The organism is Thalassotalea euphylliae (assembly GCF_042682785.1).
Taxonomy (GTDB): Bacteria; Pseudomonadota; Gammaproteobacteria; order Enterobacterales; family Alteromonadaceae; genus Thalassotalea_F; species Thalassotalea_F euphylliae.
On record NZ_JBHUIB010000001.1, the window covers coordinates 287,780 to 300,382 of the forward strand.

General features: G+C 42.8%; 13 protein-coding genes. 5 read left to right on the forward strand and 8 right to left on the reverse strand.

Going from position 1 to position 12,603, the window contains the following annotated elements; translation table 11 throughout:
• Position 1 precedes the first annotated feature (1 nt).
• The 6 genes from pilW to ACFSJY_RS01310 all read right to left on the reverse strand — a co-directional run bounded on the left by pilW (position 2) and on the right by ACFSJY_RS01310 (position 8,652).
• Complete coding sequence (gene pilW / locus ACFSJY_RS01285) at positions 2 to 1,822, reverse strand: type IV pilus biogenesis/stability protein PilW (protein ID WP_386030293.1); 1,821 nt, start codon at positions 1,820 to 1,822, stop codon at positions 2 to 4.
• Positions 1,823 to 1,939: 117 nt separating this feature from the next.
• Positions 1,940 to 3,097: a dual-specificity RNA methyltransferase RlmN gene (gene rlmN, locus ACFSJY_RS01290; protein ID WP_386030295.1), complete on the reverse strand. Its 1,158-nt coding sequence runs from the start codon at positions 3,095 to 3,097 to the stop codon at positions 1,940 to 1,942.
• A 315-nt stretch (positions 3,098 to 3,412) separates the two neighbouring features.
• Positions 3,413 to 3,844, reverse strand: coding sequence for a nucleoside-diphosphate kinase (gene ndk / locus ACFSJY_RS01295; protein ID WP_386030297.1), 432 nt, complete (start codon positions 3,842 to 3,844; stop codon positions 3,413 to 3,415).
• 232 nt (positions 3,845 to 4,076) lie between these two features.
• Positions 4,077 to 5,768 carry an NAD-dependent malic enzyme gene (locus tag ACFSJY_RS01300; RefSeq protein WP_386030299.1) on the reverse strand — a complete coding sequence of 564 codons (1,692 nt, stop codon included), beginning with the start codon at positions 5,766 to 5,768 and terminating at the stop codon, positions 4,077 to 4,079.
• Positions 5,769 to 5,905: 137 nt separating this feature from the next.
• Positions 5,906 to 6,109 carry a Fe-S cluster assembly protein IscX gene (gene iscX / locus ACFSJY_RS01305; RefSeq protein WP_386030301.1) on the reverse strand — a complete coding sequence of 68 codons (204 nt, stop codon included), beginning with the start codon at positions 6,107 to 6,109 and terminating at the stop codon, positions 5,906 to 5,908.
• A 230-nt stretch (positions 6,110 to 6,339) separates the two neighbouring features.
• On the reverse strand, positions 6,340 to 8,652 hold the full coding sequence (locus ACFSJY_RS01310; protein WP_386030303.1) for an aminotransferase class V-fold PLP-dependent enzyme: 2,313 nt from the start codon (positions 8,650 to 8,652) through the stop codon (positions 6,340 to 6,342).
• 191 nt (positions 8,653 to 8,843) lie between these two features.
• Here ACFSJY_RS01310 and ACFSJY_RS01315 point away from each other — a divergent pair, with 191 nt between their 5' ends.
• The 4 genes from ACFSJY_RS01315 (at position 8,844) to ACFSJY_RS01330 (ending at position 10,754) form a co-directional block, all read left to right on the forward strand.
• Entirely contained in the window at positions 8,844 to 9,083 is a 240-nt protein-coding gene (locus ACFSJY_RS01315) for a DUF2164 domain-containing protein (protein WP_386030305.1), read from the forward strand.
• A gap of 65 nt (positions 9,084 to 9,148) precedes the next feature.
• Positions 9,149 to 9,580, forward strand: a complete 432-nt coding sequence (locus ACFSJY_RS01320; RefSeq protein WP_386030307.1) for a DUF3429 domain-containing protein — start codon at positions 9,149 to 9,151, stop codon at positions 9,578 to 9,580.
• Positions 9,577 to 10,029, forward strand: coding sequence for a thiol-disulfide oxidoreductase DCC family protein (locus ACFSJY_RS01325; RefSeq protein WP_386030309.1), 453 nt, complete (start codon positions 9,577 to 9,579; stop codon positions 10,027 to 10,029). Before ACFSJY_RS01320 ends, ACFSJY_RS01325 begins: the two co-directional genes overlap by 4 nt.
• Positions 10,026 to 10,754 carry an SDR family NAD(P)-dependent oxidoreductase gene (locus ACFSJY_RS01330; RefSeq protein WP_386030311.1) on the forward strand — a complete coding sequence of 243 codons (729 nt, stop codon included), beginning with the start codon at positions 10,026 to 10,028 and terminating at the stop codon, positions 10,752 to 10,754. The genes ACFSJY_RS01325 and ACFSJY_RS01330 overlap by 4 nt, the downstream gene beginning before the upstream one ends.
• A 45-nt stretch (positions 10,755 to 10,799) precedes the next feature.
• Here the strand turns inward: ACFSJY_RS01330 and ACFSJY_RS01335 are convergent, their stop codons facing one another.
• Complete coding sequence (locus ACFSJY_RS01335) at positions 10,800 to 11,057, reverse strand: DUF3081 family protein (protein WP_386030313.1); 258 nt, start codon at positions 11,055 to 11,057, stop codon at positions 10,800 to 10,802.
• Positions 11,058 to 11,201: 144 nt separating this feature from the next.
• Between ACFSJY_RS01335 and ACFSJY_RS01340 the strand changes: the two genes are divergently transcribed.
• Positions 11,202 to 11,984: a DUF2189 domain-containing protein gene (locus ACFSJY_RS01340; protein WP_386030315.1), complete on the forward strand. Its 783-nt coding sequence runs from the start codon at positions 11,202 to 11,204 to the stop codon at positions 11,982 to 11,984.
• Between the two features lie 22 nt (positions 11,985 to 12,006).
• Here ACFSJY_RS01340 and ACFSJY_RS01345 read toward each other — a convergent pair whose 3' ends face one another.
• Positions 12,007 to 12,543, reverse strand: coding sequence for a GNAT family N-acetyltransferase (locus ACFSJY_RS01345; protein ID WP_386030317.1), 537 nt, complete (start codon positions 12,541 to 12,543; stop codon positions 12,007 to 12,009).
• Positions 12,544 to 12,603 lie beyond the last annotated feature (60 nt).

Genomic DNA, 12,603 nt, shown 5'->3' on the forward strand with positions numbered 1-12,603 from the left:
ATTACTCTTGTTCTACTACTTGACTCGGATCAGCCAGATAAATGACATCGCCGACATGAATGACTGAATCTTCTTTCAATTCATTCCATTGGCGTAAGCTTTTCATGCGAATGTTATAACGTTTTGAAATTGTAAACAGGTTCTCGCCATCAGTGATAATGTGCTGCGGCAACGACTCAACAGTTAAATACACAGATTCTTGATCTGCAATTTCTGGTGTTTCATTATCGACAATTGGTGCTGTACTCACTTGAGTTTCATCAATCGATGGCTCTAAGTTATCGCTGACTTCGCTTTCGTCTACATTACTGACATTCATATCATCAATAAGTTCAACAGCTTGGTCTTCCTCTTCATTAATAAGCGCAATAATGTCATCCGTATTTTCTTCCAACGCTGCCTCTTCCTCAGCAACTTGCGCTTCTAATGCCTCTAAACTCTCTTCACTTTCTAATGTGGTGTCATTCAAGCTGTCAACAAATTCAGGCTCAACTGGCGCTTCGTTTAATTCTTCATCAACCTCGAAAGCCTCATCACCCAACTGCTCTTCGATAGCCGCCAGTTCTGCTTTAGCTAATGCAATGGCTTCTGCAGCACTGCCAACAAGCGTTTCCTCTTGCGCTTTGACACTTTCTTCCACCAACAGGGTGTCATTGTTTTCGGTCGTCACATTTGCGGCTTCGGCGGCCTCTTCTACAACGCCACTTTGGTTGGCATCCGCATCTTGCTCAGATACAACAGTAGAGTTAGTGTCGTCCTGAACAGCTTTTTTCACTTTCGGTTTAGACGAGCGCAAAACAACCGTTTTCTTAACGGGTTTTGTTGTTTCACTCGCCGCAATAACATCTTCACTCGGTGGTGTTAATTCAATCAGTTTTTTGGTTGACTTAGAAGCCGTTGAAGACTGCCTTTTTGGCTTCATACTCATGGCAGGCTTGTTTGTTGGACTAAGCACAACGACACGCTTAGTCTCTGTTTTGTCGTAAGCACCTAACTTAAGTAACTGATATTTTTCTGCTAATTCGTCCGCATCTATTTGCTCCAAATTATTCAGGAGATATTGTTTTGCATGCCATGATTCAGGGAACATTTTCACCAGCATTGAGCCATAATTTTTAGCTATGCGATCGTTGCCCATTTTCGTATAGATTTTATAGGTTAACGCCAATGAATCTGGATTAAAGCGGCGTGTCGCCTTTTCAAACCGCTTTGCGTACCCTAGCGCATCATCGTACTCTCCTTTTGCGTATTGCAAGCGCATCATCTGGTACAAAGTGGCTGCATTTGTCGGATTGTGATCTATCGCCTTGCTTAAATAGGTTTCTGCTTTTTCAAAGTTTGGTGCTTTGAGCTGGCAAAGCGCTAAGTTTTCATAACTCTTTGATACCAATAAATAGCTTGGTACTGCGATAGCACGCAAGAATTGAATTTCAGCTTCAGGTAACAGATCTTGACGACATAAAAATACACCGTAGTTATTGAGAGTGTCGGCATCGTCCGGTTTTAACGACAAGGCTTTTTCATAGGATTCAATGGTAAGTTTGTCTTCACCCACTGTCTCGTAATAATGCGCAAAGGCCGTGTAAACTTGCACTAAGTTTGGAGCAAAGCGCTTTGCTTTCTCGAGATTGAGCTTAGCCTGAGTAGTGTTACCCATTTTTAGGTAACCCAACCCAAGCGAAATACGCGTCATGGCGATATCATTGTTAGATGATTCATTTTGAATAACGGGTGTATCAGAATTTTCATAATTCTGAGTTACACAAGCACTAAGTGACGTGAATGATGCCGCCACTAAGATGAGTTTAAACGCTTTAACCATAACGAGTTGTGATCACTTCTTGTTGTAATTCTGCATGCACGACAACATCCTGTTGCCGTTAAATCGGTAAATTTTGCAAGGACCTAAAAAGTTAGGATCTTGCAAAAGACCATGTAATTACACCATTTTCACTGAAATGTCTTCAGTTTTCACGCCTTTTTTTGCTGCATTAAGCGCTGTTCGCTTTGTTCTGTCTAAAACATCACCGGCTAATTGACCACATGCGGCATCAATATCATCACCGCGTGTACGACGAGTAATTACCGTAAAACCATACGACTGAAGCACTTTATCAAAACGATCAATGCGAGAATTACTCGAACGCTTATAAGGTGATCCTGGGTAAGGATTAAATGGGATCAAGTTAATTTTACTCGGCGTGTCTTTTAACGCATGCGCAAGTTCGTGAGCCTGTTCCATACTGTCGTTGACATGATCAATCATCACGTATTCAACCGTGACCGCTTTTTGCGCTTTTGAACCATCGATATAACGGCGAGAAGCCGCTAAGAAATCTTCTAACGGGTATTTTTTATTGATAGGCACCAATTCATCACGAAGATCATTGGTTGGCGCATGCACCGAGATAGCGAGTGCACAATCAATTTTTTCTTTCAACATGTCTAGCGCTGGCACAACACCCGAAGTACTTACCGTTACACGGCGCTTCGAAAGACCGTAACCTAGATCATTAAGCATGTTATCTAATGCGGGGATAAGGTTTTTCATGTTGAGTAGTGGCTCACCCATACCCATCATTACGATGTTGGTAATCGGACGAGTACCTGCAATACGTGTTGCGCCAATGTCATTGGCAACACGCCATACTTGGCCAATAATTTCAGCGACGTTCAAATTACGATTAAAGCCCTGCTGGGCCGTAGAACAGAAGCTACACTCTAAGGCACAACCTACTTGAGATGACACACATAAAGTTGCACGGTTGTTTTCTGGGATCCAAACCGTTTCGACTTCCTGACCGCTTTCCAACTTCAACGCATACTTGATGGTGCCGTCTTTAGACACCTGCTTTTGTGAAATTTCAGGCGCGACAATTTCACAATTGCGTTGCAATTTTTCCCGAAGCTTTTTGTTCAAGTTCGTCATTTTCTCGAAATCGTCGTAGCCAAAATGGTACATCCACTTCATCAATTGGTCGGCACGGAATGGCTTTTCGCCAATTGAGGCAAAGTATTCACGTAATCCTTGATGATCAAAGTTTAGTAGATTGACTTTAGAAACCGCTTTTTCGGCGACTTGTACCACTTCAGACATAAATCAATTTCTCAAAACAACAAAATTTAAAGGCGCAAAATTGTACACTTTTTAGACAAAAGAGACAATTCTAATTCGGATAATGATAAAAGTTCTTTGTCTTCAATAAACAACAAAAACCCTTATCATTCGCCGCTTTCACGATATCAATATAAAGCAAAAGGATTTTACCGATAATTCGATAAAACCCTTTTTAGTAATTCAGTGTTTAATCAAAGCGTTTGGTGCGAGTTCAAGAAGAGAGGGCGCAACATACATGTGTATGTGAGCATTCTCGACGCTGAAATCGCGCCCAAGGCGCAGATTAAAGGTGAATTAGCGAGTGCGTGGGCAAATCTCTTCGTCTGAGAAGAAGTAAGCAATTTCACGTGCAGCTGATTCTAAAGCGTCAGAGCCGTGAACAGCGTTCTCGTCGATTGAGTTTGCGTAGTCAGCACGTAAAGTACCTGCTAATGCTTCAGCTGGGTTAGTAGCACCCATGATTTCACGGTTTTTAAGAACAGCGCCTTCGCCTTCTAACACTTGAACCATAACTGGACCTGAAGTCATGAATTCAACTAAAGCACCGAAGAAAGGACGCTCTTTGTGTTCAGCGTAGAAACCTTCAGCTTGTTCTTGAGAAAGGTGAACCATTTTTGAAGCAATGATTTTAAGACCAGCAGTTTCGAAACGGTTGTAGATTTGACCGATTACGTTTTTAGCAACTGCATCTGGTTTTACGATAGAAAAAGTACGTTCGATAGCCATCGATTAAGCCTCTTAAATTTTTATTGAATAAATAGGGTATAAATTTTGGGCGCGATTATAGACCAAGTGATTACAAATGACTATGACAAAGTTATGGCGAGGGAATGAATGTTATTGTTAAACAACTTACCACCTGAAAGACTTTTCATTAAAAGTGCTGTAATTGCATTGACGTGTGTTAACAAAAAAGCCTGCTGAAGCAGGCTTTTAGATAATAAGTCATTCTCGAACACTAAATACTCACGCGCTTATACTCACGATATCGCGGTGTCCAGAAATTGCGCTCAATTTTCGCAATCAGCATATCGTCCGACATTTCTAATGCTAAGCCCTGTGCGTAAGCAACTTTGGCAACAGCAAACGCTATTTTCTTGCTTAGCTCGGAAATACTCTCAAGCGGCGGTAGCAACTCACCTTTGCCAGTATTGGCCACCGGTGACGCTTCAGCTAACGTCTCACTCGCCACCATAATCATCTCATCAGTGATACGATTGATGTTTGCTGATACAACGCCCAGACCTAAACCAGGGAAAATATAGCTGTTGTTACATTGTGCTATTGGATATAGCTCACCTTGGTATTCAACCGGTTCAAATGGGCTGCCTGTAGCAACAATTGCATTGCCTTCTGTCCATGTAATCACCTGCTCTGGCGTCGCTTCTACCTGACGAGAAGGATTACTCAACGGGAAAATGATAGGTTTCGAACATTGAGCATACATGGCTTTAATAACGGCTTCCGTGAATAAGCCTGCTTGACCAGATACACCAATCAGTACATCAGGCTTAGCGTTGTTCATTAGCTCTAATAAGTTCGCGTAATCACCGGCAACTGCCCAACTACTTACCGCTGATTTTGATTGTACTAATTTTTCTTGGAAGTCACGTAATCCGTCCATGCCCTCAGTAAGCAGACCGAAACGGTCAACCATATAAATTTGACTGCGCGCTTGTTCTGGTGATGCACCTTCGCTAATCATCTGAGTAATAATCTGCTCTGCAATACCACACCCAGCGGATCCTGCACCAACAAAGGCAACCTTTAGCTCAGAAAGCTGAACACCACGCGTACGACATGCTGCCAATAGCGTCCCTACTGTCACCGATGCAGTACCTTGAATGTCATCGTTAAAGCAGCAAATTTCATCACGGTATTTCGATAACAGAGGCATTGCATTAGGCTGTGCAAAATCTTCGAACTGCAACATCACATGTGGCCAACGACGCTTCACCGCTTGAATAAACAGATCAACAAATTCGTCGTATTTATCTTGGCTAATACGCTGACGGCGTGACCCCATATACATTGGATCATTTAACAATTTTTCGTTATTTGTACCCACATCGAGCATAACCGGCAAACAGTAAGCAGGACTAATACCGCCACAAGCGGTGTACAGTGCAAGCTTACCAATTGGAATACCCATGCCACCGATACCTTGGTCTCCAAGACCAAGAATACGCTCTCCATCGGTTACCACAATAACCTTCACTTTGCCTTTCGTGGCATTGCGAAGAATATCGTCCATTTGGTCGCGTTCGTCATACGAAATAAACAAGCCACGGTTACTGCGGTAAATATCAGAGAATTGCTCACACGCATCACCAACAGTCGGCGTGTAAATAATTGGCATCATCTCTTCTAGGTGTTCTTGCACTAGCTTGTAGTACAAGGTTTCGTTTTTATCTTGAATAGCACGCAGATAGATATGTTTGTTTAGATTGGTCTGAAAACTACTAAATTGACGGTAACAACGGTCGACTTGTTCATCGATTGTTTCATAAGACGGCGGTAGCAACCCTGTTAGGTTGAAATTTTGACGTTCTTCTTTGGTGAATGCACTGCCTTTGTTTAGCAACGGTGTTTCTAATAAATTTGGCCCAGCATAAGGGATATATAACGGACGTTTTTTGGATTCTGTCATGATGCTCTTTCGATAAAAAAGACGCTAAACGTTTATTATTTAAACAGTTTAGCAAGATTGGGTGTCAGTATAGTAGAGAAAACCTAGACAAAAAAGCCGACCATTGGTTTTCTGTACAACTCGTTACCGTTCCAAGTTTAATCATCCATTTCTGAAATCCAGGCGAGTTGGATGGCTTCAAGCACGCGTTCACCACAGTGCGCGGGATCATCATCGAAACGTTCCAGTGCGATCACCCACTGCATTAATTCTGGAAAATGCAGTTTCATTGGATCCACATCGGGGTGCGCTTCCATTAAATCCAGTGCAATTTCTAATGAGTCTATCCATTTAAGTCCCATGTCCTCTCCTAGAAAATAAGATGGAAAAAGAAATAATCCATTACCAACATCAGTATAAGCCACAACAGCATATATCGTGCTTTACGACAAAACGCACAATCGGTATGCCACAGCGTTTTTAGCCTTGTAAACATAGGAAGCTTTCAATTTGTTTATAACTGACGTCAAGTATACGCGTTTACAACAAAAAAGGCCGCGGTGCGACCTTTTACTTTTAACTCTGCATCAACCTATTCATTTATTAATGCAAAACCACCTGGCACGTGATACACATTAGCAAAGCCATTGCGTTGCAACGTTTTAGCTGCCGCATCACTGCGATTACCACTGCGACAAATACAGATAAATTCATCGATATTTTTCTGCGCACGTTGTTGATTTACAAACTGTGTTATTTGCGTCAATGGTATGTTTACCAATCGTTTACCTGCTACATACGCGTTTGGAAACGCTTCAAACTCGTGTGGTTCACGAACATCAACGACGGTAACATTTGGGTGAGACTCAATAAATTTAGCGAGCTCATTGGGCGCCACATTATGAATGGCTTTGCCTACTGACACAAAAGCCCCGCAGGTATACAGTTCATCAGACATTGGCAGTTTTTGATCCAATGCCGTTTTTTGCAGCGCAAATTCAGCTTCAGAAAGTTCGCCAGATAAGACTCCTGCCAATAGGCTGTTAGTGCTTTTTTCCATGGCAAGTGTCGTGCTAAACAACGCTTGATAGTCATGACTAGGACACAGCAGCGCGCTTTCTGCCGTCACGCGAGCCAGACGCTGTATCGAATGATAAAGCTGCCCAACATTACCGCTCTCCAAATCGGTCCTGCCCAACCCACCTATCTGTATCGTGTCACCGGTAAAAGCAAACTCAATATTTTCGGGAGGTAATTTATCGCCTGCGGGTTGCCCAAGTAAATATGCAACACTATTTAGGGTATGACCAGGAATGGGTAGTTTGACGATAACTTTAGGGCCGATAGCAAGGGCTGGTACAATTGAACCGTCGGCTAACATTACTTGGGATTGGGTTTCAGGCCATCCTAATGCATCAAATTGATCATACGCCATAAACTCTGGCACCAGTTCTCTTATCATGTCTGTATTGAGAACTTGCTGCTGATGGCGATGTGTTTCCAACACGGCTTTTACGGAATAGCCTTGGCAACGCACCAAGGTTTCAAATTTATTAACTAGCTCAGGCGTTGCATCTATCAGTACACACTCTTTACTGGCTTTATCGACATAACACCATGTACATTTTTGGTCATAAATCCATTGCTGAAGACCATCAACACCAAACTCACTATTATCTTCTGTATCTGCCAATATTAAACAGCTGTGTTTAAGTGCCTCTACAGCTTGGCGGATCGCTTGACATGCTTGATCTATGTCCTGTTGTGAAGTTGCCGGACCAAACGACATACGAATTGCAGACTCACTTTGCCACTTTGGTTTTCCCATTGCATCTAATACAAAAGAGCCGTTGACTTTTGATGAACACGCCGAGCCCGAACTTACACGAATATGTGCCGCATCGAATAGATCCATAATGTCTTTACTCGACAACCCTTTGACCGAAAAATTTAGCGTAGTTGGCAATGAGCATGAAAGATCGTGATTAAACACAATGTCAGGAAACACATCTTTTAACGTTTCCACGAGTTGTGATCGGTATTGTTCAAGAATTTTGCTTGACTTGAATGTATCGTCATTTTCGTCATCAAGTAGTGAAAGCACTGCATGTAAAGCTGCAATGCCAGGCAAATTTTCTGTGCCCGAGCGCAAACCGCTCTCTTGACCACCACCGGCTATAAACGGTGTGTAAGGTGCCCCTGCACGCACATAAAGTAAGCCGATTCCCTTTGGCGCATAGAGTTTATGGCCACTGAAAGGCGCATAATCAATAGATATATCGTCAAGAGACAATTGGATTTTCCCTAACGCTTGCACACAGTCAACCATCCAAAATACGTCGGCATTATAATGTCGAATAGCCTGCTCTAATAGAGCAAGGTCTTGATATACACCTGTTTCATTATTTGCCGCCATCGTACAAATCACGATCGCCTCTGCCGCATGCTGCCTGATAAACTCTATATCAAGTATGCCTCGCTCATCGACCGGAATAGCACGAACTTCGCCACCGATATCCAGCATACGATTCCAATGCTTCAACGTTTCAGGAACCGCTTTGTGCTCAGTGGCTCCGTATAAAAGTAAAGGCTTTTTTTGTTCAATTCCGCGTTCTTTAGCGGCCTGCAATGCAGAAATAATAGCGGTTTGAATACCTTCAGTTGCTCCGCTAGTGAACGTGATTTCACCTGCACTCGCGCCGATGACCTTTCTGACCAAGCTTCGCGTGGTTTCCAAAATGTACTTCGCTTTAATACCCGTGATATGACTGCTACTTGGGTTGCCGTAGCAAAGCTGCATCGTGTGCATTGCCGCTTCAGCAGCTTGCGGAAGCACTGGTGTGGTAGCGTTGTTGTCTAGATAAATTTCGTTTTTTTGCGGTTGAATATCAGTTAATGACAGCATAAATACACTTCTATTGTCGCGTTGGTTAGCCTTTGTGAGCGATAACGAGATCATTCAATCAGGAAAGAGCGCATATTCTATTTGTATATAACTTATATTTCTATCTTATAATTAAATCTTTTAAGTAGATAACGTTGTTTTTTTATAACTAAAAGTGATAGTTACCACTTTACCATCTAATAGACACATCCATGATTACATTGACAAAACAACAAAAAGAGCAGCTAGTTGAGACAATGCAGCAATATATGGCGGACGAACTGCATATCGAAATGGGGCAATTTGATACGGTATTTTTATTTGACTTTATTACTGAAAAACTTGGCCCACACTTTTACAATCAAGGTTTGCTAGACGCGCAAACGATCATTCGCCGACAAGTTGACACCATCGCTGATGCAGTAGACGAGCAAACACTACCGGTTGATTAGAGCGGTTTCTGATCGGCAAGTGTTGGCCAAACGTATCCTCTATTAATCATTTCAGAGTGGAAAACATGGCCAATATGACCAGCTGGCAAACGCTTGGCTACCTCGGACTTATTCCTTTTGTCGCAGTAGTCATGACAACGAATAGTAACACCGACATTGTCGGGGTCTCGAATTACCTCATTTTTAGCGCGTATAGCGCATGTATTCTGAGTTTTTTAGCAGGCACCTTGTGGTTAAAACATCATAATGAACAAGAGACTGCCCCCACTTTTCTTTCAAATGCTTTTACACTGGTAGCATTCGCTGGCCTACTGCTACCGCCAATTTTTGCATTACCACTTTTAGCTATCGGTTACCTGACCTTACTTGCAAGCGAATTTAAACTTGGGCTGTTTACTAACAAGCCCGAAGGTTACCTGCTGCTGCGCACCGTGTTGACCGCTATTGTTGTGGTTTGTCACCTACTGATGATCATCAACTTGCCGGAGCAGACATGAGCGAAATGATACTTTTCTACGACGGCAATTGCCCACTCTGTATGTCTGAAATATCAGCGTTACAAAAACGTGATGTCGACCAGAAAATAGCGTTCGAAAATCTCCATGATGAGAGCGCGTTATCACAATACCCAGAAATAGAGAAGTCAGCTGCATTGTCTTCTATTCACGGCATACTTTATGGCGAATCAAAACAAGTGATAACGGGCATTGACGTCAATTACCATGCATGGCGGCTGGTGGGAAAAAAACATTGGGTTGCGCCACTCAAATGGAAGATAACACGACCATTTGCAAAGCTGGGATACAAATTGTTTGCCGCAAATCGACACACCATATCGACACTTTATGCGCGTATCACAGGTAAGTACTCAACAACTGAAAGCTGCGACTGCGGTTCAACACCACGCAACAGCTCTGAAGAGCATAACAATGGAGCTAAGCCATGAAAACGCCATCAGTGCTGATTATCGGTGCCAGCAGTGCAATTGCGATAGCTGCAGCCGCAGAGCTCGCTAAATCAGGCAATTCAGTTGTCGCAATATCCAGAAGTACTCTTGCTGACGAACTGAAGCAGTTTACCACTGATATTCGGTGGATTCAGTCACACTACAACGAGCACACTATCGCAGAAATATGCTCATCACTCGCTGCGGAGTATGATTTTACGTCTGTCATTATTTGTAATGGCGTGCTGCACGGTGACGACTTTTTCCCCGAAAAGAAAATAGAAGAGCTCGACTTAGCTTCAATAGGAAAAGTGATGAATGCCAACACTTTGACCGCGATGACTTGGTTAAAACATCTTATTCCGGTATTAGAGAAGCAAAAAGTGCATTGTTATATCACTATATTAAGCGCACGTATTGGCAGTATTAGCGACAACCAACTCGGTGGTTGGTATAGCTACCGCATGTCTAAAGCAGCGTTAAATATGGGAATAAAGTGCCTAGCCATTGAATGTTGTAGACGGGCTAAAAACCTAAAATTTATATTATTTCACCCCGGCACTACAGACTCTCCGCTATCCAAACCATTTCAGCGGAATGTCAAAAAAGATAAGCTGTTTACACCAGCGTTTGTTGCCACTCAACTACTTGCGGCCAAAGATGCAGTCGAATTCGACGGTCAGGCTAGCTATCTTGACTGGGCCCATAAACCAATCGACTGGTAACGGACTTTAACGAGCAAATTTTATTCTAGTATCACCTTTACTTCGTTACAGCTTTTCAGACACTTGTTTAAGCTTCTTGAGAAACTGCTGCCAAGCGTCTTCGTTTGGCTTTTCGATCGCATATTTTCCGTGGAACAGCAAAGTGACGATAACTTGATTAAACTGCAAGTAGCAGGTGTATCCGTCAAAATCTGCCCAAGCAGATAAGCCTTGCCACTGTCGTTTGCCATCGACGTTGTCTCCATCGGACAACACTTTATTGAAGACTGATAAACAGTACTTCACATCCAATTCATTCTGCATTTTCACCTCTCACGCTGATAATAATATCTACGAAATCGCATGTAAATTGGCTCAATTAACAAAAATGAACCATGTTTAATATGACGCCGTACAAAAATAGTAAGCCGTTACAAACAAAAATAGATGTAGAGCGAGGAATACGATATGCCGAGTACCCAAACGTCATCTCAGAGTCAGCCGGCTTTTGCCAGAACGATAGAAAGCAATAAAGTAAGCACATTCGCTGCCTTCCATTGGCTGAGTCTAGCCGTCAGTGATTTTATGAAAGCCCCCATCATTAGCATAATTTACGGGCTCATTTTTAGCGTGGTACCTGTAGCGATTTTTTACCTAGTATCGACCACAGAAAACCATCTCATTATTTTACCGGCAACTATCGCGTTTGCGTTAATAGGCCCTGCATTTGCCACCGGTTTATATGATGTTGCTTGGGAGCTTGAGAAAGGCCACACACCGACCATGTCCCACAGCCTAAAATCAATGTTCAGAAACCCTGTTGGCGAGTGGGGTTTTGCTATTTTACTCATGATATGTATGGTGGCATGGACGCGCATAGCAGCGCTGCTGCACGCCCTATACCCAAACACCGTAAATCCAACGATGGAAGAACTAGCTGCTTTCTTGGGATTAGGCACAGTTGTGGGTGCGATTATCGCTGCCGTTGTGTTCACCATTAGCGCCTTTACGCCACAAATTATGGTAGAGCGTAGAGTGGATATTATGACAGCGGTAGCCAGTTCTGTGAAAGCCGTGAACAATAACGTAAGTGCTATGTTTGTCTGGGCTTTAGTTATTGTTAGCTTTGTAGCACTGGGCTTCTTAACGTCAGGCTATGGATTCGTGCTAATTATGCCGTTGCTGAGTTATGCTAGCTGGCATGGATACATCGCGGTGATCAAAACGAAACGAGAGCGTAACTACGAATAGCTCGAACCTGCTTAACTATCGGCTACACTGTTAGCCGATAGTAGACAACCTCAGAGTCACCTAGCGGATCCTCATGAAAATAGGTTTTTACGTACTTTAAACCCAGTTTTTTCATAATACTTATTGATCCGATATTGTCCTCCATGGCGATAGCACAAAGATGTTTAGCTATGCCTAAATCAACAACTGCGTCGCTCACTTGCTTCGCTGCTTCTGTACCAAATCCTTTGCCCCAAGTTGCTTGCTTAAAACGCCAGCCTATCTCCAATTCATCCCACTGAGGTTCGTCGCCAAAAAAGTCCATAGGACGAATCAAAATCCAGCCAATGAATTGATTATTCTCAGTCAAAAATACCCCCCACAATCCCCAACCTTGGGTAGGGTTGGTGAACTTGTTTAGTCGAGGTAGGTACATGTTCTTGATATCTTCCATAGAATGCACTTTCCCCCCGTTTATGTATTTCATCACCGCGGGATCTTGATCTAATTCAAACAACAATTGCGCATCATTTGCTGTGAGCAACCGATAGGACAAGCGTGCAGAGTTTTTAATATCCATCTCTCTATTCCATTTAGTTGTTGTTATTTGTTGTCTTCATACACACTTAATCTATATGAA

Bases quoted from the DNA above. Each gene is read 5' to 3' on its own strand.
- ACFSJY_RS01315 (WP_386030305.1), top strand. From the start codon at position 8,844: ATGATTACATTGACAAAACAACAAAAAGAGCAGCTAGTTGAGACAATG.
- ACFSJY_RS01345 (WP_386030317.1), bottom strand. From the start codon at position 12,543: ATGGATATTAAAAACTCTGCACGCTTGTCCTATCGGTTGCTCACAGCA.
- ACFSJY_RS01320 (WP_386030307.1), top strand. From the start codon at position 9,149: ATGGCCAATATGACCAGCTGGCAAACGCTTGGCTACCTCGGACTTATT.
- iscX (WP_386030301.1), bottom strand. From the start codon at position 6,109: ATGGGACTTAAATGGATAGACTCATTAGAAATTGCACTGGATTTAATG.
- ACFSJY_RS01335 (WP_386030313.1), bottom strand. From the start codon at position 11,057: ATGCAGAATGAATTGGATGTGAAGTACTGTTTATCAGTCTTCAATAAA.
- ACFSJY_RS01300 (WP_386030299.1), bottom strand. From the start codon at position 5,768: ATGACAGAATCCAAAAAACGTCCGTTATATATCCCTTATGCTGGGCCA.
- pilW (WP_386030293.1), bottom strand. From the start codon at position 1,822: ATGGTTAAAGCGTTTAAACTCATCTTAGTGGCGGCATCATTCACGTCA.
- ACFSJY_RS01330 (WP_386030311.1), top strand. From the start codon at position 10,026: ATGAAAACGCCATCAGTGCTGATTATCGGTGCCAGCAGTGCAATTGCG.
- ACFSJY_RS01310 (WP_386030303.1), bottom strand. From the start codon at position 8,652: ATGCTGTCATTAACTGATATTCAACCGCAAAAAAACGAAATTTATCTA.
- ndk (WP_386030297.1), bottom strand. From the start codon at position 3,844: ATGGCTATCGAACGTACTTTTTCTATCGTAAAACCAGATGCAGTTGCT.
- ACFSJY_RS01325 (WP_386030309.1), top strand. From the start codon at position 9,577: ATGAGCGAAATGATACTTTTCTACGACGGCAATTGCCCACTCTGTATG.
- rlmN (WP_386030295.1), bottom strand. From the start codon at position 3,097: ATGTCTGAAGTGGTACAAGTCGCCGAAAAAGCGGTTTCTAAAGTCAAT.
- ACFSJY_RS01340 (WP_386030315.1), top strand. From the start codon at position 11,202: ATGCCGAGTACCCAAACGTCATCTCAGAGTCAGCCGGCTTTTGCCAGA.